This is a genomic window from Celeribacter sp., from assembly GCF_048266405.1.
Classification (GTDB): Bacteria; Pseudomonadota; Alphaproteobacteria; order Rhodobacterales; family Rhodobacteraceae; genus Celeribacter.
The window spans coordinates 300,768-317,499 of record NZ_JBLWZO010000003.1 but is presented as its reverse complement, the minus strand read 5'-3'; the positions used below and the strand labels follow the sequence as shown (position 1 = coordinate 317,499).

Sequence of the window (16,732 nt, the reverse complement as noted above, 5' to 3'; positions counted from 1 at the left end):
GGATCACGCGTAAATATCGGTCCAGAGTTCTTCCAAAGCGGGCTCGGGGCTCTCTTTGGCAAACTCTGCCGAGGCGTTGACCACCTCTTTGATTTCTTTGTCGATCGCCTTGAGGTCTTCCTCAGTGGCGTGGTTGCCTGTCAAAAGTAGCCCGCGGATGTTCTCGATCGGATCGCGTTCCTCGCGCATTTTCTGCACCTCTTCGCGGGTGCGGTATTTTGCGGGGTCGGACATGGAGTGGCCGCGGTAACGGTATGTTTTCACTTCGAGAATGTAGGGGCCTTTGCCTGCGCGGCAGTGTGCGACGGCCTTCTCGGAGGCTTCTTTCACGGCCAGAACGTCCATGCCGTCAACCTCTTCGCCTGCAATGCCATAAGCGGCACCACGTTCCCAAAGGGAGGGTGATTTGGTGGAGCGTTGCACGGAGGTGCCCATTGCGTATTGGTTGTTCTCGATGACGAAAATCACCGGAAGATCCCAAAGCTGCGCCATGTTGTAGGTCTCGTAGACCTGACCTTGGTTTGCCGCGCCATCACCGAAGTAGGCGAAGGTCACGTTGTCATTGCCTTTGTATTTGTCGGAGAACGCCAGACCCGCACCGAGCGGCACCTGTGCGCCGACGATGCCGTGGCCACCGTAGAAATGCTTCTCTTTGGAGAACATATGCATCGAGCCGCCCTTACCTTTGGAATAGCCGCCTTCGCGACCGGTAAGTTCCGCCATCACCCCTTTGGGGTCCATGCCGCAGGCGAGCATATGCCCGTGGTCGCGGTAGGATGTGATGCGTTTGTCGCCCTCTTTGGTCGCGGCCTCCAGGCCCACAACAACGGCTTCTTGACCGATATAAAGGTGACAAAAACCGCCGATGAGACCCATGCCGTAAAGTTGGCCTGCTTTCTCTTCAAATCGGCGGATAAGGAGCATGTCCTTGTAATAGGCGAGCATCTCGTCTTTCGACACATTGGGCTTGCTCGCCGCTTTTGCGGTGGTTTTTTTGGCTGCCATACGGCTACCTCCTCCAAAGTCGCGGCTCACTCTGTCGCTCATTCAACAGAGTTTCGTTAGATAGTTTAACGTTAAACAATACAATACAGCACTCCCGCGCCGATTGCACCAAGAAATTACGGTGCGTCGTGGAAGGCAGCTATGCGCCGCACGAATGCCTTGCGCGCAAAGCGCAACAAGGGTTCGGGAATGGTGAAAAAAAGGGGATAGGGGCGCTTGGTGTGACCGCAAGGGCGGGCTTTAGCGGATGACGATTTCGTCGGCGCGAAGATAGCCAAGCACGTCGCGGGCCTGCTGGTCGAGCAGGTCGAGATCGAGATACCCGTCGGACAGGCGCATGGATTTGTTGCGCATATCGGTGAGTTGGAGTTCCAGCTCGCCCGAGACCTCTTGCAACTCGCTCAGCTCGGCTTCGATCTGAATACGGCGAAACAATCCGTATTCGCCCTGCACGGATGCAAACGTGAAATACCCGCCGAGTGTCACAACCCCGGCGGTGTAAATCAGAACAGCGATAGAAGGACGGCGTTTTGTGACGGCCATAGTGTCCACTTGCCTCGTATGAAAGTATCTGCCTCACGGCCACCTCTTGAACGGGTGATCCGTTGGACCTCTATGCCACAGGTGATTCGCCTTGTGAATCCCCTTTTTGAATCAGGGGCCTAGAAACGCGAAAAGGCGCTCGAAAGCGCCTTTCCTTTATCGATTTGTGTCTTTTGTGACTCACATAGGAGGGGATGCCCCGCCTCAGGCTTTGCCTTTGTAGATGTCCACGAGTTGCGACAGCATGGCCAAGGCCTCTGGACGCGAGCGTTGGAAGGAGTTGCGCCCGATGATCGAGCCGTTGCCGCCCCCGTCGCGGATCGCGCGGGCATCGTCATAGACCGCATCCGCATCTTTGGACGCTCCGCCCGAGAAGACGATGATACGACGACCGCCAAGGGAGGCATCGACGCAGTGCTTGACCCGCTCGGCCATTGTGGCAATCGCGATCTCTTTGTCTTCGTAAACCTTTTTCGCTTCCGGCAGCATCAGGTGATCGGTGGAGAGTTTGATCTTGATGATATGCGCGCCAAGAGCGGCGGCCATATAGGCGGCGTAGGCGGCCACGTCGATGGCGGTTTCGCCCTCTTTGGTGATCGCTTCGCCACGGGGGTAGGACCAGATCACGGTGGCGATGCCTTTGGACGCGGCCTCGCGGCGCATTTCCTTGATCTCTTCCATCATGTCCACGGCCATGTCGGAGCCGGGGTAGATGGTGAAACCGATGGCGGCACAGCCAAGACGCAGCGCGTCATCGACGGAGGCGGTCAGGGCTTGGTTCTTGCCTGCACCTTCGCCCATGAGCGAGTTGGCGGAGTTCACTTTAAGGATGGTTGGAATTTGACCGCAGAAGGTATCCGCGCCTGCTTCAAGCGGGCCGAGGGGGGCGGCATAGGCGGACATGCCCGCGTCGATGGCCAGTTGGTAATGGTAGTGGGGATCGTAACCTGCGGGGTTGCCGGCAAAGGAGCGGGCAGGGCCGTGTTCAAACCCTTGGTCAACGGGCAGGATGATCAGTTTACCCGTGCCGCCGAGTTTACCTTCCATCAAAATCCGCGCGAGGTTGGCCTTTACGCCTGGGGTTTCGCCTTCGTAGTTGGCGAGAATTTTCTGGACGATACGTGTGGTTTTCATCGGGTAGCTCCCTCGGTTGTGACCTGATTTGGAGAGCGGTTTAGCAAGCCTTCACGCAGGGGCAACACAGGTTGCGCTAACACTGGAAATGATTGCGCTCACATCAGCCTGTTGGGCGTATCAAATACGGATTTGCAGCATTGAAACATTGATTTAGGGCAATGTGTCACCGTTTTGGGTCTTGTGAAAACAGGGCAGGGAATCGCAGGCCAAGACGGGTTTGCGCGACGGGGAGGAGTCGTTAGCGACCCGTTTTGGCCATGATCCGTTTCATCGCCATGGCCAGCCATGCGCGGGGGAGGAACCGTTGCGAAAACACGGTCAGCTTGTTGATCCCGCCTGTGACAATGGTTTTGCGTCCCGCCATCATGCCGCGCCAACCTGCGCGGGCCACGGAGGCGGCATCGCCCATCGGAAAGAGCCGCATCACCCAAGTCTCGGACACGTCAGCGTCCTCGAAGAACCCCGTGCGCGTCGCGCCGGGGCATAGGGTGGTGACGGTGACACCCGTGCCTGTAAGTTCGCTTCTCACGCTGTCGGAGAGCGTTTGTAGATAGGCTTTGGTGGCATGATACACCGCCATATTGGGACCGGGGATAAAGGCCGCGACGGAGGAGACGTTGAGAATGCGACCCGCCCCGCGCGCGGACATCGCCACGGCGGCGTGCCGCATCAGGCATGTGGCGGCGCTGATGTTCACTGCGATGGACGTCGCCTCACGTGCAGCACCATCTGTGTCGGTGAAGGCTCCATGACGTCCAAGACCCGCGTTGTTGATAAGCACGTCGATCTCGCCAAGCGCAGTTGCGCGGTGCCACAGGTCGTCTGCGGCACCCTCTTGTGCCAGATCAGCCACAAGCACCTCGACGGTGAGGGTAGGGGCGGCTGCATGTAGGGCGTCGGCCAGTTCGCAAAGCGCACCCTCATCACGGGCGGTCAGGATCATATCGTGACCATCGCGGGCGGCGGCGTGGGCAAAGGCCACACCCAATCCGCCCGTCGCACCTGTGATGAGGGTAAAGCCCATGACGGTTATCCCAGAGCCGCGACGCCGGGGAGGGTTTTGCCCTCCATCCATTCGAGGAATGCGCCCCCTGCGGTGGAGATGTAGGTGAAATCCGCACCTGCACCCGCTTTGTTGAGCGCGGCTACGGTGTCACCACCACCTGCGACCGAAATCAGATCACCCGCTTTGGTCATCGCTGCGGCCTGTTGGGCGGCGGCGTTGGTTGCGGTATCAAAAGGTTCGATCTCGAACGCGCCGAGCGGGCCGTTCCAGATCAGGGTTTTGGCGGATTTGAACACCTCGGCCACGCGCTCGACAGAGGCGGGACCGGCATCAAGGATCATGGCGTCCGATGGCACGGCGGTGACATCGACGATCTCGTTCTTGGCGTTGGCGGCAAATTCCCATGCCACGCGGGCGTCCACGGGCAAGATGATCTCGCATCCGGCTTCATCCGCTTTCTTGAGAATGTCGCGGGCGGTTTCGGCCAGATCGTGTTCGCACAGCGATTTGCCCACGTCGATGCCCTGTGCCGCGAGGAAGGTGTTTGCCATGCCGCCGCCGATCACGAGGTAGTCGACTTTGCGCACAAGGTTGCCCAAGAGGTCCAGTTTGGTGGAGACTTTCGCCCCGCCCACAACCGCGACAACGGGACGTTTGGGCGTGGTCAGGGCCGCTTCGAGTGCCGACAGCTCCGCCTGCATCAAGCGCCCTGCACAGGAGGGCAGCAGGTGCGCCACGCCCTCGGTCGAGGCATGGGCGCGGTGGGCGGCCGAAAACGCGTCGTTGCAGAACACATCGCCCAAAGAGGCCAGAAATTGCGCCATTTTGGGATCGTTGTCGGTTTCCATATTGGTAAAGCGCGTGTTCTCGACCAGAACCACCGTGCCTGCGGGCAGCGCGTCAAGCTCTTCGCGGCTGGGTTTCTCGATAAAGGTCACGTCACGGCCAAGGGTCTCTTTGACAGCGGGCAGGATGTGCGAGAGCGACATCTCGGCCACGTATTGCCCTTTGGGGCGGCCAAAGTGGGCGAGCATCACGGGTGTGCCGCCCTTGGCGATAATGTCGTCAATCGTCGGCTTGATCCGCGCGATGCGGGTGGCGTCGGTGACGCGGCCATCGGCCATCGGCACGTTGATATCTACACGAGTGAGGACGATTTTCCCGTTCAGGTCCATGTCGTCGAGGGTTTTCCAAGCCATGATCTTTGTCCTTGTCCAAAATGCGGGGCCAAAAACGGGTTCTGGCCAGTTGCCCCTGTTTGCGCCGAGCGGGCCGTAAGGTCAACTGGCAGGTGGTGCAGATGTGGTCGCGCCGACGTGTTCGCGCGGGGCCTTTCCCTTCGGCGCTGCGCAGATTAAACTGCGCGCGAAACATCCATTTGGAGGCATTAATGGCCGAGTATAAAGATCCCGAAAACACCATCCTGATTGAACTTGAACATGGTCAGGTCGTCATCGAACTGATGCCCGACATCGCGCCTGAGCATTGCGCGCGGATGAAGGAACTGGCCCGTGCAGGTCAATATGACGGCGTGGTGTTCCACCGTGTGATCGACGGATTCATGGCGCAGACGGGCGACGTGCAATTCGGTAACCAGAACAAGGACTTCGAATTGCGCCGCGCAGGCACAGGCGGGTCTGATCTTCCGAATGTGAAAGCCGAATTCTCTGGCATCCCGCATGACCGTGGCACCATCGGCGCGGCACGCAGCCAAGATCCGAACTCCGCCAACTCGCAGTTCTTTATCAACTTCTCCGACAACCACTTCCTCAACCGTCAGTATACGGTCTATGGCCGCGTGATTTCGGGTATGGAGCATGTGGACAAGATCACCCGTGGCGAACCTGCGCCCTATCCCGACGCGATGATCTCCGTGAAGGTGGCCGCCGATGTTGCGTAAAACGGTTGCACTGATCGCTGCGCTGGCCGCTGGCCCTGCCTTTGCCACGGGTCTCGATATCGAGATCGCGGGCGAGGCCAATGGCACCGTTCATATTGATCTGGCTGAGGATCTGGCCCCGAACCACGTGGCCCAGATCACCAAGCTCGCCAACGAAGGTGCCTATGATAACGTGGTGTTCCACCGCGTGATCGAGGGCTTCATGGCGCAAACGGGTGACGTCGAATTTGGCAAGATGGGAACCGAAAAGTTCTCCATGCAAATGGCCGGGCGCGGTGGGTCGCAGTATGACGATCTCGCCGCAGAGTTCTCCGACGAGAACTATGTGGCTGGCGTTGTCGGGATGGCGCGTAGCCAGAGCCCCGATTCCGCTAACTCGCAGTTCTTCATCATGTTTGCACCCGCACCCAGCCTCGACGGCCAGTATACCGTTGTCGGTCGGGTCACGAGCGGCATGGATGTTGTGAATGCGATCAAACGCGGCACAGGTCCGAACGGCGCTGTGGTTGGCGAACCTGACGTCATGACGAAAGTGACCGTGACCGAGTAACGGCACCTGCCTCAATCATAGGCAAAACACGGCTGAACACGGCGCGGGGGCTTGCCTCTCGCGCCGTTTTTCGTCTGACTGGGGCAAAGCAAACGGAGTGCCCCATGACCGATTTCACCAAGTCCCTCACCGCCATTCGTGCCGCGGCTCCGAAGGCCCGCCCGCGGATCGGGTTTATCCTCGGTTCCGGCCTTGGTGCCTTGGCGGATGCGGTCGATGGCGTGTCGATCCCCTACGCCGATCTTGCGGGATTTCCCCATGCGGGCGTGTCGGGACATACGGCGGCGCTGACCCTTGGCACCTTGATGGGCGTCGAGGTGGCGATCTTGGGCGGGCGTGAGCATTACTATGAAAACGGACGCGCCGACGCGATGCGCTTGCCCTTGGAGGTGCTTCGGGAGTTGGGGGTCGAGACGCTCTTTGTCACCAATGCCTGCGGCTCGTTCCGTGCGGATATTCCCCCCGGAAACCTGATGCTGATCAATGATCACATCAACTATTCAGGCCGCTCGCCTCTCATCGGGGAGCCTACGGATGGGCGGTTTGTAAACCTCACCGAAGCCTATGACACTGAGTTGCGCAGCGCGCTACATGCGGCGGCGAAGGCCGAGGGGGAACCTCTGCTTGAGGGCGTCTATGCGTGGTACTCTGGCCCGAACTTTGAAACCCCCGCCGAGATCAAAATGCTCAAACTCTTAGGCGCAGATGCGGTCGGCATGTCGACCGTGCCCGAAGTGATCCTCGCGCGGTTCTTGGGCCTTAAATGCTGTGCCGTTTCGGTCGTCACCAATATGGCGGCGGGACTGGGAAACGAGCATATTAGTCACGAACATACCAAGGCTTCCGCTCCAGTAGGGGCCGAAAAACTCGGGCGTATCATCCGCCGCTTTCTATCTGATTTCTAACGAAAAACGGCGCCGCCTCATGGGTGTGAGGGGCGCCGTTTGATCGTTGTTGTCGCGAAGGATCAGCCTTTGATCTGCACCAAGGCGTGACGCTTTTTGCCTGCGGAGAGTTTCATCGGTGTGGCGAGCATTTCGGCTGTGACCATCAGGCCCGCATCCTTTTGGTCCGCATCATTCACCTTTGCGCCGTTGTCCGCGAACAGGCGTTTGGCCTCTTTTCCAGAGCTTGCAAGACCCGAGCGCACAAAGAGTTGCACGATGGAAATGCCGTCGCCGATCTCGTCGGCGGTCAGATCAAGGGTCGGAAGGTCATCGCCCATGCCGCCCTTTTCAAAGACTTCGCGTGCGGTGGCTTCGGCGGCTTTGGCGGCCTCCGCGCCGTGGAGCAGCGTGGTGACTTCGTTGGCGAGGATGATCTTCGCGGCGTTGATCTCGGAGCCTTCAAGCGCGCCAAGACGCTCACATTCGTCCACGGGCAGTTCGGTGTAGAGCTTGAGGAAGCGGCCCGTGTCGGCATCCGTGGTGTTGCGCCAGAACTGCCAGAATTCGTAAGGGGAGAGCATGTCGGCATTGAGCCAGATCGCCCCGCCTTGGCTCTTGCCCATCTTCTTGCCATCCGAAGTGGTCAGAAGCGGCGAGGTCAACCCGTAAATCTCGTGGTCCAGCACGCGGCGCGTGAGGTCGATCCCGTTGACGATATTGCCCCATTGATCCGAGCCACCCATTTGCAACAGGCAACCGTAACGGCGGTTAAGCTCAAGGAAATCATAGGCTTGCAGGATCATGTAGTTGAATTCGAGGAAGGACAGTGACTGCTCGCGGTCGAGCCGTGATTTCACGCTTTCAAACGACAGCATGCGGTTGACCGAGAAGTGGCGGCCAATGTCGCGCAGGAATTCGAGGTAGTTGAGATTGTCGAGCCATTCGGCGTTGTTGAGCATGAGCGCATCTTTCGCCCCGTCGCCGTAGTCGAGATATTTGGCAAAGACCTGCTTCATGCCACTGATATTGGCGTCAATTTGGTCGGCTGTGAGCAGGGGGCGCTCATCCGCACGGAAAGAGGGATCGCCCACCTTGGTCGTGCCGCCTCCCATGAGCGTGATCGGTTTGTGACCGGTCTTTTGCAACCAACGCAGCATCATGATGTTGAGCAGGTGGCCGACGTGGAGCGACTTCGCCGTGGCGTCATAGCCGATATAGGCGGGGACAACACCCTTTGCGAAAGCTTCATCAAGGCCTTGATAATCGGTGCAATCCGCAAGGAAGCCGCGTTCGATCATCACTGACATGAAGTCCGATTTAGGGTGGTAGGTCATCGTGTTCTTTGTCCTTTCAATGCCTTGGTGCGGCCTGATATATCTGGGCAAAGACCAAAGGGGAAGAGTGGTATGAGGAAGGTGGCACGTGGTGAGCCGATTTGGGTGGCGGGATGTATGTCGGGAACGTCGCTCGACGGGGTCGATGTGGCACTGGTCAAGACCGACGGGGTGGATATATTCGACTTCGGAGAGAGCCATTTCCGCGCCTATGCCCCTGAGGAACAGGCGCTTTTGCGCGCCGCATTAGGCACGTGGGATGCGCCCTCAGAAACCGTGGAATTCATCGAGACGGCCCATGCCGAGGCGCTGTCCCACCTTGACGAACTCTATGATTTAATTGGATTTCATGGCCAGACTTTGAACCATGATCCCGACAATGGCCGCACCTATCAGGCGGGCGATGGCGCGGTTTTGGCGGAGGTGATGGGGGTGCCCGTGGTGTGGGACTTTCGGTCGGCGGATGTGGAAATGGGTGGGCAGGGCGCGCCGCTTGCGCCGTTTTACCATCACGCCTTGGCGCGCCACATCCATGCGACGGCTCCCGTAGCTTTTCTCAATATGGGCGGGGTTGGCAATCTGACATGGGTTGATCCGCGCATTGACGACCCCGCCGAGAGTGGCGCGTTGATCGCCTTTGACACGGGGCCCGCCAATGCGCCGGTGAACGATCTGATGCAGGTGCGCCGCGACCAATCCTATGACGAGGGCGGCGCTTTGGCGGCGCAAGGCACGCCCGATATGGAGATCGTGGCGCAGGGATTAGAGCATGGATACTTTCTTAAAATTCCGCCTAAGTCATTGGATCGAAATGATTTTCACGATGTTCTGACGGCGGTGAAAGACCTGTCTGATGCGGATGCCGCCGCCACACTCACGGCCTTTGCCGCTGCCTGTGTGGCCCGCGGAATGGAGCATTGCCCAACGCCGCCAACCGCGCTCTATGTCACGGGGGGCGGGCGTCATAATGCGACATTGATGGCGATGCTGGCCGCCGGAGTGGACTGCCCTGTGGCCCCTGTCGAGGCGGTGGGATTGGACGGCGATATGCTTGAGGCGCAGGCCTTTGCCTATCTTGCTGTGCGGGTCAAACGCGGCTTGCCCACCTCCGCCCCAAGCACCACTGGGGTGGGGGCTGCGATTGGTGGCGGGCGGGTGTCGAACCCGTTGAATGTGTAACTTTTCCACCGCATTGTGACGCGGTTGTTAAACTCTTTACGGGCTTTTGGGCGCGACTTTTAACGTTTCTCTTCGCTGCGCGGGATGTCGAATCCGTCCTTGGCCAACTCGAACCCGTCAAAGGAAAACCCGGGCGAGACGGTGCAACTCACAAGCGTCCAGTCGCCCGTGGATCGCGCGGCTTGCCAATGGCCTTCGGGGACGATGAGCTGCGGCGATTGCCCGCCAAGCACATCCGCGCCGAGGGTGTGATCCGTGGCGGGGCCATCGGCGGTGGCGGCCATAGACAGGACGAGCGGCGCGCCCGCGTGGAAATGCCAGATCTCGACCGCATCGACGCGATGCCAATGGCTGGCCTCACCCGCCTTGAGCAGAAAATAGATGCAGGTGCCCACGGGACGCGCGCCTGCCTCGGCCTCGGCCACCCATGTCTGACGGTAATGCCCGCCCTCGGGATGGGGGGCGAGGTTCAAACGGGCGATGAGGGCCTCGGCGGTGGTGTCGGTCGGGCTTTGCGGCATGGGGCTGTCTCCAGTCTGTCGTGTGCGGGGCATCTGCCGTCAAAGCGCAAATATGTTGCACTTTTCGTCCAATTGGGTGAGCGTATCAGGATAGTACGTAAAAAACAGGGAGGGTAAACACATGGAAACGATTATTGCACAGCTCGTCGGCGGCGTCCTTGGCGGGGCGACAGGGGGCAAACTCATGCCGAGCGCCGACATGGGCAAGGTCGGCAATCTGATCGCAGGGGCCGCAGGTGGCCTTGGCGGCGGGCAGTTGCTCGGCGGTCTGTTGGGCGGTGGTGCAGCGGCTGCGGGCGGTATGGATATTGCCGCGATGGCCAGCAGCCTCGTCGGCGGCGGTGTCGCGGGCATGGTGGTTCAAGTCGTCGCTGGCATCGTGGTCAAAAAACTACGCGGCTAAAAGCGGCGGTATCGGCGTAAGACAAATGGAAAACCGAGGCGGGAGCCTCGGTTTTTGTGTTGGGGCTTTGGGAATTTAGAATGGAATACAGTCGTCGGGGTTATCCCACTCTGTGAAGTCCAAGATGTTGTCCAGTAGCTTTACTTCGCAATTAGCGCCAACTGCGTCTTTCCAGAACGTTATTGCATCTATTTCTTCGCCCTCAAGCACGCCGCTGTCTTTCGAATAGTGCTTTGACCCCGACCATTCAATCACCCATTTTTTCTTGTCAGATTCTTTGAGAAGTTCGTTTAGGTGGTCGTCGAGACCACTGTAACCAAATACGATGATTTCTTCCGCTTCGCGAATGCATCTCGGAAGTTGCACGTCCCAAAAGTTCTTAAGAATTTCTGATTGGTCGATAATGTCTCGCTTGTCCTTTGGATTGGCGAGAACAATATGGCGGCGGCGATTTTCATTCTTGAACTCTACTTCGTTGCGGCCGAGTTTAATGTTCCGTTTATCTTTCGTGGCGAACAAGGGGGTGCCATGAAGATGGAGGTAAAACCCGCAGTCGCCGCCCCAATCAAAACACTCTGCGCGAAACTCGCCCGAAATGAAGCCGTCTTTTGAGGTAGCAGGGCCATTCACACCTTGTCGACGGCTTGGAACCAGCCATTCACCGTCTACACAAACCCCTTCTACGATTTTTTCATAAATCAGGTCGTCATAATTGAGTGTGGCGACATGGCTTTTTGTCTCCATGATGAAGCGAATGAAGCTTTGTGTAAATTCAGCCCATTGCCCTAGTTTGTCGTCTGGAATTCCATAATTGTAGAGATCGAAAGCGACCTCAAACACGTATTTTCTCAACGTCAGTGGAAAAGTCTTTGCGGTGTCTGTGAACCATGTTTCCAGTGCATCCGCGCCTAACCGACTTCGAAAGTCTGTGAGCAAGCTCAGTGCTATTTGGGTGGAAATCAAATCGGTCTCGGACCTCGGTCCAGTTTCGGGTTCGATGCCTTTGAGTGCGCCTATTAGGTCTTTTGCTTCATTCGTTAGGGCATCGCTTTTCCAAACGCGTTTCATTGCATTCGTTAGTAGGAAATGGTTGGGGTCTAAGGCCATGCCTAAACCGTTTCCGATGATGATTAGTTTTTTACTCAATCCTGAACACTCCACTATGAAAAAAGCCCCACCATAAGGCGGGGCTTTCTCACGACCGTCAAGCTCACGGTCACATCTAAATTGGCTGCCTGCCTCAGGCCTTCAGGATGGAGCGGCCTGCGTATTCGGCGGTTTCGCCCAGTTGCTCTTCGATGCGGATCAGCTGGTTGTATTTGGCCATACGGTCGGAGCGCGAGAGCGAGCCGGTTTTGATCTGGCCGCAGTTGGTGGCGACAGCGAGGTCGGCAATCGTGGCGTCCTCGGTTTCGCCCGAGCGGTGCGACATCACGTTGGTGTAGCCTGCGCGGTGGGCCATATCGACGGCTTTGAGCGTCTCGGAGAGGGAGCCGATCTGGTTCACTTTGACGAGCATGGAGTTGGCCACGCCCTGTGTGATGCCGTCTTTGAGGCGTTTGGGGTTGGTCACGAACAGGTCGTCGCCCACGAGTTGGACTTTGCCGCCGATTTTCTCGGTGAGCAGTTTCCAACCGTCCCAATCGTCCTCGTCCATGCCGTCCTCGATCGAGATGATCGGGTAGTCGTCGCACAGGGCGGCGAGGTAGTCGGCGTTCTCGGCGGAGGTCAGCGATTTGCCTTCGCCTTTGAGTTCGTATTTGCCGTCCTTGTAGTATTCGGAGGAGGCGCAATCGAGTGCGAGGTAAATGTCCTCACCCGCTTTGTAGCCGGCTTTGTCGATGGACTTCACAATGAAATCAAGCGCTTCGCGTGCGGAGTTGATCGCGGGGGCAAAGCCGCCTTCGTCGCCGATACCGGTGTTGTAACCTGCGGCGGACAGCTCTTTCTTCAGCGTGTGGAAGACCTCAGCGCCCATGCGGATGGCTTCCTTAACGTTGGAGGCCGAGACGGGCATGATCATGAATTCTTGGATGTCGATGGGGTTGTCGGCGTGTTCGCCGCCGTTGATGATGTTCATCATCGGAACAGGCAGGACACGGGCCGAGGAGCCGCCGACGTAGCGGTAGAGCGGCAGGGCGGAGTAGTCGGCTGCGGCTTTGGCCACGGCGAGGGAGACGCCGAGGATGGCGTTGGCGCCGAGGCGACCTTTGTTGGCGGTGCCGTCAAGCTCGATCATGGTGGCGTCGATGGCTTCTTGCTCGGTGGCGTCCATGCCGACGAGGGCTTCGCAGATTTCACCGTTCACGGCGGCAACGGCCTCAAGCACGCCTTTGCCCAAGTAGCGGGATTTGTCGCCATCGCGTTTTTCGACCGCTTCGTGTGCGCCTGTGGAGGCGCCCGACGGGACGGCTGCGCGGCCCATTGTGCCGTCTTCGAGGATCACGTCGACTTCGACGGTGGGGTTGCCACGGCTGTCGAGAATCTCGCGGCCGATGATGTCAATGATGGTGCTCATGGGGTCTATCCCTCTCGGTAAAGTATGATCTGGGGCCAGTCACGTGTTTGATAGCAGAGGCGGCCCCAAGGTCAACCTATTGCGCGGAGTTATGCGCGAACATTCAAAGCATAGGCGGGGCGCGTAACAGGCGTGTGGCGTGTTAATGCTTGATCGGGTCGAGGGGGCGTTTGGCCTTGTTCAGGCGGCGCTCGCGCAGGGTGATGGCGGTGCCTGCGCCCACGATGAGGAGTGCGCCGAGCAAGGTGGCGAGATCGGGGCGTTCGCCCAAGAACACCGCGCCGATGATCAGGGCAAAGACCAGGCGGACATAGCGGAACGGGGTGACGGCGGAGGGCTCGCCGATGCGCATGGAGGTGACAATGGCGAGGTAGCCGAGTGCGCCAAAGGTGACGCCCGTGATCCACATGCCCAGTTGGGCGGGGGACGGGGCGACAATCACCTGCGGGGACAGCACAAGGATTGTCAGGCCAAAGATCAGCGTCGCGCTATAGGCCTGAAAGGACAGCACCTCAGGTGCGGCGTCTGTGTCGATGAAGCGGGTCAACAAATCGCGCACGGCAATGGCCACGACCGTTACCAACATCCACAGGGCTTGCGGCGGCATGTCGGCGTTCGAGGGGCGAATGATCAGCAAGACGCCGCAAAAGCCGATGAACACCGCGCTCCACCGGATGAGGCCCACTGGCTCTTTGAGGAAAATCGCCGCCATTGCGGTGACGACGATGGGCATGGCCATCAGGATGGAGGTGACAAGCGAGAGATCGGCATGGACAATCGCGGTGAAAAATCCGGCGGAGGCGATGCCCTCACAGGCCCCGCGGATCAGGGGCAGCCGTTGCCAGTTCGCGGCGGCAAAGACCGCGCGGCGGCGGGCGAGGGCGAGCAGGGCGAAGAGCACCATGCCGCCAGTTGAAAACATCACCATGACCTGTGCCGATTGCAACGGCGCACTCAGGAGTTTGATGAAGAGATCCTCGACAACGAACAGAGCCATCGAGAGGATGATCAGACCAATCGCGCGGACATTATCCGTCTCGCGCAGCGCCGTGGGTGCGCGCGATGTCATTGTTTTTTCACGCCGTAAAGCTCAAGGCGGTGGCCCTTGAGCTCATAGCCGAGTTTGGCGGCGATGCGCTCTTGGAGGATTTCGATCTCGGGATCGTAGAACTCGATCACCTTGCCTGTTTCCATGTCGATCAGGTGGTCATGATGGGCGCGGTCGGCGGCCTCGTAGCGGGCACGTCCGTAGCCGAAGTCGTGACGCTCCAGAATGCCCTCTTCCTCAAACAGTTTCACGGTGCGGTAGACCGTCGCCAGCGAGATGTTCGGATCTTTCTTGACCGCGCGGGCGTAAAGCTCGTCAACGTCAGGGTGATCTTGGGCCTCTTCCAACACGGCGGCAATGATGCGGCGTTGTTCCGTCAGGCGCAGGCCCTTTGCCTCGCAACGCGTAAGAATGGTGTCGGTCATGGGGGCTCCGTGCTAACTGACCGGACAGTAAAAAATTGCGGGCGCGGGGTCCAGTGCAATTGCGAGTGAAGTCGCAACTGGCGCGAAGGTGTGATTTGCGCGGTCGCGATCAAAACACCAATCGCCCTTCCATCATCCGCCGTGCTTGGCCGCCGATGGTTACGCCCGTGGTGTCAGCTTTCACGGAAATGCGTGACGGGCGGCCCATGTCGTCGCCTTGGTGGATCGTGATTGAGAGCGGTGCGTCGGCCTCGGCGCTCAAAAGGCGCCCCAAGGCGGCAGCCGCCGATCCTGTGGCGGGGTCTTCGGGGATGTTGTCGAGCGGGGCGAACATCCGCATATGCACGGTGTCGCCATCGCGCCAATAGGGGGCTTGGGCGAAATCAAGTCCTTTCGGGTAACGGGCATGGCCCTCGCGCATCGTAGCAATGTCGACGCTGGCCCGCGTGAGCGCGGCGCGACTGGTCAACTCGGTGAAGGTAAAGGTCAGCCCCATGCCTGCCATAACGGGCGCACCTTTGAGGTCCGCGGCATCGAGGCCAAGCGTGCGGGCCACCAAGTCCGCCTCGGGATGGGCCAAGACGTCAAGGTTCTGCGTGGCGGTGAAGGCGGCGTGGCCCTGCGCCGATTGGGCCAAGATCAACCCGACATCAAGCTCTAGGCGTAGTTCAGGCCCGTGTCCCAAATCCGTCAGCGCTACCGCCGCCCCAATGGTTGGATGGCCTGCAAAGGGCACCTCCATCGTCGGGGTGAAAATCCGCAACCGCGCGGTATTGGCGGGGTCTTGGGGGGGTAGGATAAACACCGTTTCCGAGTAATTGAACTCGCGGGCGATCTGTTGCAACTGCGCCTCGGGCAGGGCGTCGGCCTGTGGGATCACGGCCAATGGATTGCCGCCAAACGGCGTGTCGGTGAACACATCATAGGTAAAATATTGCGTCATACATCCAACTCCGGTTCGCGGCCCAGACGGGTGGCCAAGGGGGCGACGGTGAGGCCTTGGACGATGATGGAGAACACCACGACGATATAGGTGGCGGTGAGGATCAGCGATTTCCATTCGCCATCGGGTAATGAGAGCGCAAGGGCCACGGAAATCCCGCCTTTGAGCCCGCCCCATGTCATGATCGGGATCACGCCCTTTGAAAAGCTGCGGAACGGTTTGAGCAGCGTCACCGGCACTGCGACGGCAAAGAACCGCGCGACGAGGGCCAGAACAATCGCCATGAGACCCGCAAGCACGGCCTGCATGTCAAAGGTGACGGCAAAGACCTCGAACCCGATCATCAGGAACAGCACGGCGTTGAGGATTTCATCGACCATTTTCCAAAAGGCCTCGACATAGTGGCGCGTCTCTGCGGACATGCCGAATTTCGTGCCGACATCGCCGATGAGCAGCCCTGCCACAACGGCCATGATCGGCGCGGAGACGTGCAAGGCCACGGCAAGCTCGTAGCCGCCAAAGGCAAGACCAAGGGTCAGCAGCACTTCGAGGGAATAGTCGTCAATGCGCCGCATCAGGCGGAAGGTCAGCCACCCCAGAATGAGGCCAAGAGCAGCACCGCCCACGGCCTCTTGGAAGAACAGTTGTGCGGCGGCGGCAACGGGTCCTGCTTCGCTTGTGGCGTGTCCGTCATCGTGGCCTGTGGCGGCAAAGGCCAGACCCGACAGGACCAAGAACACCACATAGCCGACGCCATCATTGAACAGGCTTTCGCCGGCAATCTTGGTCTCCAAGGATTTGCGCAACGACGCTTGGCGCAAGACGCCCAGAACGGCGACGGGATCGGTGGAGGAAATGAGCGCGCCAAAGGTGAGCGCGATCAGCAGCGGCATCCCCGTGAGCCATGAAAAGCCGACGCCGACGATGGTGGTGGAGAGCGCCACGCCTAATGTGGCCATCAGGAACACAACCCGCCATTCGCCGCGCAGGTCGGAGGTTTTGACATGCAGTGCGCCCGCAAAGAGCAGCATCCCCAACATGCCTTCAAGCAATGCATCGGAGAAATCAATCGCTGTGACTTGGGCGCGGATGGTTTCCTCGACGCTCATTACGGGCCAGATCGAGTCCATGCCGATGATCGCAAGCGAGGCGATGAGTGACACGATCAGGATGCCGATGGCCGAGGGGAGTTTTAAAAACAGGTAGTTGATCGACCCGAAGGCCCCCGCCAGAACGATGAGAAGCGACGTGATTTGAAGAAGGGTCATGGGCGGGCCTTTTGCGGTTGGATTGGTCTGTTTGTATCAGACAACCGCGCAGGGCAAAGAAAAAA

18 protein-coding genes are annotated in these 16,732 nt (G+C 59.1%); 5 read left to right on the top strand and 13 right to left on the bottom strand.

Annotated elements, in window-relative coordinates:
- Positions 1–3 precede the first annotated feature (3 nt).
- The 5 genes from pdhA to ACN0TS_RS08955 form a co-directional block, all read right to left on the bottom strand.
- Positions 4–1,005, bottom strand: a complete 1,002-nt coding sequence (gene pdhA / locus ACN0TS_RS08975; protein ID WP_417259010.1) for a pyruvate dehydrogenase (acetyl-transferring) E1 component subunit alpha — start codon at positions 1,003–1,005, stop codon at positions 4–6.
- A gap of 240 nt (positions 1,006–1,245) precedes the next feature.
- Positions 1,246–1,548, bottom strand: coding sequence for an FtsB family cell division protein (locus tag ACN0TS_RS08970; protein WP_417259009.1), 303 nt, complete (start codon positions 1,546–1,548; stop codon positions 1,246–1,248).
- A gap of 204 nt (positions 1,549–1,752) precedes the next feature.
- On the bottom strand, positions 1,753–2,682 hold the full coding sequence (locus tag ACN0TS_RS08965; protein WP_417259008.1) for a class I fructose-bisphosphate aldolase: 930 nt from the start codon (positions 2,680–2,682) through the stop codon (positions 1,753–1,755).
- Positions 2,683–2,923: 241 nt separating this feature from the next.
- The gene (locus ACN0TS_RS08960; RefSeq protein ID WP_417259007.1) at positions 2,924–3,709 is read right to left on the bottom strand and encodes an SDR family NAD(P)-dependent oxidoreductase; all 786 of its coding nucleotides are present in this window, start codon (positions 3,707–3,709) and stop codon (positions 2,924–2,926) included.
- A gap of 5 nt (positions 3,710–3,714) precedes the next feature.
- Positions 3,715–4,890: a phosphoglycerate kinase gene (locus tag ACN0TS_RS08955; RefSeq protein ID WP_417259006.1), complete on the bottom strand. Its 1,176-nt coding sequence runs from the start codon at positions 4,888–4,890 to the stop codon at positions 3,715–3,717.
- Positions 4,891–5,081: 191 nt separating this feature from the next.
- On the opposite strand from ACN0TS_RS08955, the gene ACN0TS_RS08950 reads away from it, so the two are divergent.
- The 3 genes from ACN0TS_RS08950 to ACN0TS_RS08940 all read left to right on the top strand — a co-directional run bounded on the left by ACN0TS_RS08950 (position 5,082) and on the right by ACN0TS_RS08940 (position 7,046).
- The gene (locus ACN0TS_RS08950; RefSeq protein ID WP_417259005.1) at positions 5,082–5,591 is read left to right on the top strand and encodes a peptidylprolyl isomerase; all 510 of its coding nucleotides are present in this window, start codon (positions 5,082–5,084) and stop codon (positions 5,589–5,591) included.
- The gene (locus ACN0TS_RS08945; protein WP_417259004.1) at positions 5,581–6,141 is read left to right on the top strand and encodes a peptidylprolyl isomerase; all 561 of its coding nucleotides are present in this window, start codon (positions 5,581–5,583) and stop codon (positions 6,139–6,141) included. Before ACN0TS_RS08950 ends, ACN0TS_RS08945 begins: the two co-directional genes overlap by 11 nt.
- 104 nt (positions 6,142–6,245) lie before the next feature.
- Positions 6,246–7,046: a purine-nucleoside phosphorylase gene (locus ACN0TS_RS08940; RefSeq protein WP_417259003.1), complete on the top strand. Its 801-nt coding sequence runs from the start codon at positions 6,246–6,248 to the stop codon at positions 7,044–7,046.
- 62 nt (positions 7,047–7,108) lie between these two features.
- On the opposite strand, the gene tyrS is transcribed toward ACN0TS_RS08940, so the two are convergent.
- The gene (gene tyrS, locus ACN0TS_RS08935; protein ID WP_417259002.1) at positions 7,109–8,362 is read right to left on the bottom strand and encodes a tyrosine--tRNA ligase; all 1,254 of its coding nucleotides are present in this window, start codon (positions 8,360–8,362) and stop codon (positions 7,109–7,111) included.
- Positions 8,363–8,443: 81 nt separating this feature from the next.
- On the opposite strand from tyrS, the gene ACN0TS_RS08930 reads away from it, so the two are divergent.
- Positions 8,444–9,541 carry an anhydro-N-acetylmuramic acid kinase gene (locus ACN0TS_RS08930; protein WP_417259091.1) on the top strand — a complete coding sequence of 366 codons (1,098 nt, stop codon included), beginning with the start codon at positions 8,444–8,446 and terminating at the stop codon, positions 9,539–9,541.
- A gap of 59 nt (positions 9,542–9,600) precedes the next feature.
- Here ACN0TS_RS08930 and ACN0TS_RS08925 read toward each other — a convergent pair whose 3' ends face one another.
- Positions 9,601–10,062 (bottom strand): cupin domain-containing protein, encoded by a 462-nt coding sequence (locus tag ACN0TS_RS08925; protein ID WP_417259001.1) that lies wholly within the window; start codon positions 10,060–10,062, stop codon positions 9,601–9,603.
- 121 nt (positions 10,063–10,183) lie between these two features.
- Between ACN0TS_RS08925 and ACN0TS_RS08920 the strand changes: the two genes are divergently transcribed.
- A complete protein-coding gene (locus ACN0TS_RS08920; protein WP_417259000.1) occupies positions 10,184–10,465 on the top strand; it encodes a hypothetical protein in 282 nt (93 codons plus the stop codon).
- A 75-nt stretch (positions 10,466–10,540) separates the two neighbouring features.
- On the opposite strand, the gene ACN0TS_RS08915 is transcribed toward ACN0TS_RS08920, so the two are convergent.
- From ACN0TS_RS08915 to ACN0TS_RS08890, 6 genes are all read right to left on the bottom strand, one after another.
- Positions 10,541–11,611 (bottom strand): hypothetical protein, encoded by a 1,071-nt coding sequence (locus ACN0TS_RS08915; RefSeq protein WP_417258999.1) that lies wholly within the window; start codon positions 11,609–11,611, stop codon positions 10,541–10,543.
- A 94-nt stretch (positions 11,612–11,705) separates the two neighbouring features.
- On the bottom strand, positions 11,706–12,983 hold the full coding sequence (gene eno, locus ACN0TS_RS08910; RefSeq protein ID WP_417258998.1) for a phosphopyruvate hydratase: 1,278 nt from the start codon (positions 12,981–12,983) through the stop codon (positions 11,706–11,708).
- Positions 12,984–13,125: 142 nt separating this feature from the next.
- Positions 13,126–14,052 (bottom strand): DMT family transporter, encoded by a 927-nt coding sequence (locus ACN0TS_RS08905; protein ID WP_417258997.1) that lies wholly within the window; start codon positions 14,050–14,052, stop codon positions 13,126–13,128.
- On the bottom strand, positions 14,049–14,456 hold the full coding sequence (locus tag ACN0TS_RS08900; RefSeq protein ID WP_417258996.1) for a Fur family transcriptional regulator: 408 nt from the start codon (positions 14,454–14,456) through the stop codon (positions 14,049–14,051). Before ACN0TS_RS08900 ends, ACN0TS_RS08905 begins: the two co-directional genes overlap by 4 nt.
- 109 nt (positions 14,457–14,565) lie before the next feature.
- Positions 14,566–15,399, bottom strand: a complete 834-nt coding sequence (locus ACN0TS_RS08895; protein ID WP_417258995.1) for a PhzF family phenazine biosynthesis protein — start codon at positions 15,397–15,399, stop codon at positions 14,566–14,568.
- Positions 15,396–16,667 (bottom strand): cation:proton antiporter, encoded by a 1,272-nt coding sequence (locus tag ACN0TS_RS08890; RefSeq protein ID WP_417258994.1) that lies wholly within the window; start codon positions 16,665–16,667, stop codon positions 15,396–15,398. The genes ACN0TS_RS08895 and ACN0TS_RS08890 overlap by 4 nt, the downstream gene beginning before the upstream one ends.
- Between the last annotated feature and the right edge of the window lie 65 nt (positions 16,668–16,732).

What these genes read in the sequence shown, in the direction of transcription:
- ACN0TS_RS08925 (WP_417259001.1), bottom strand. Translation starts at nt 10,062, where the DNA reads ATGCCGCAAAGCCCGACCGACACCACCGCCGAGGCCCTCATCGCCCGT.
- ACN0TS_RS08970 (WP_417259009.1), bottom strand. Translation starts at nt 1,548, where the DNA reads ATGGCCGTCACAAAACGCCGTCCTTCTATCGCTGTTCTGATTTACACC.
- ACN0TS_RS08920 (WP_417259000.1), top strand. Translation starts at nt 10,184, where the DNA reads ATGGAAACGATTATTGCACAGCTCGTCGGCGGCGTCCTTGGCGGGGCG.
- tyrS (WP_417259002.1), bottom strand. Translation starts at nt 8,362, where the DNA reads ATGACCTACCACCCTAAATCGGACTTCATGTCAGTGATGATCGAACGC.
- ACN0TS_RS08950 (WP_417259005.1), top strand. Translation starts at nt 5,082, where the DNA reads ATGGCCGAGTATAAAGATCCCGAAAACACCATCCTGATTGAACTTGAA.
- ACN0TS_RS08945 (WP_417259004.1), top strand. Translation starts at nt 5,581, where the DNA reads ATGTTGCGTAAAACGGTTGCACTGATCGCTGCGCTGGCCGCTGGCCCT.
- eno (WP_417258998.1), bottom strand. Translation starts at nt 12,983, where the DNA reads ATGAGCACCATCATTGACATCATCGGCCGCGAGATTCTCGACAGCCGT.
- ACN0TS_RS08940 (WP_417259003.1), top strand. Translation starts at nt 6,246, where the DNA reads ATGACCGATTTCACCAAGTCCCTCACCGCCATTCGTGCCGCGGCTCCG.
- ACN0TS_RS08900 (WP_417258996.1), bottom strand. Translation starts at nt 14,456, where the DNA reads ATGACCGACACCATTCTTACGCGTTGCGAGGCAAAGGGCCTGCGCCTG.
- ACN0TS_RS08905 (WP_417258997.1), bottom strand. Translation starts at nt 14,052, where the DNA reads ATGACATCGCGCGCACCCACGGCGCTGCGCGAGACGGATAATGTCCGC.
- ACN0TS_RS08960 (WP_417259007.1), bottom strand. Translation starts at nt 3,709, where the DNA reads ATGGGCTTTACCCTCATCACAGGTGCGACGGGCGGATTGGGTGTGGCC.
- pdhA (WP_417259010.1), bottom strand. Translation starts at nt 1,005, where the DNA reads ATGGCAGCCAAAAAAACCACCGCAAAAGCGGCGAGCAAGCCCAATGTG.
- ACN0TS_RS08965 (WP_417259008.1), bottom strand. Translation starts at nt 2,682, where the DNA reads ATGAAAACCACACGTATCGTCCAGAAAATTCTCGCCAACTACGAAGGC.
- ACN0TS_RS08890 (WP_417258994.1), bottom strand. Translation starts at nt 16,667, where the DNA reads ATGACCCTTCTTCAAATCACGTCGCTTCTCATCGTTCTGGCGGGGGCC.
- ACN0TS_RS08955 (WP_417259006.1), bottom strand. Translation starts at nt 4,890, where the DNA reads ATGGCTTGGAAAACCCTCGACGACATGGACCTGAACGGGAAAATCGTC.
- ACN0TS_RS08895 (WP_417258995.1), bottom strand. Translation starts at nt 15,399, where the DNA reads ATGACGCAATATTTTACCTATGATGTGTTCACCGACACGCCGTTTGGC.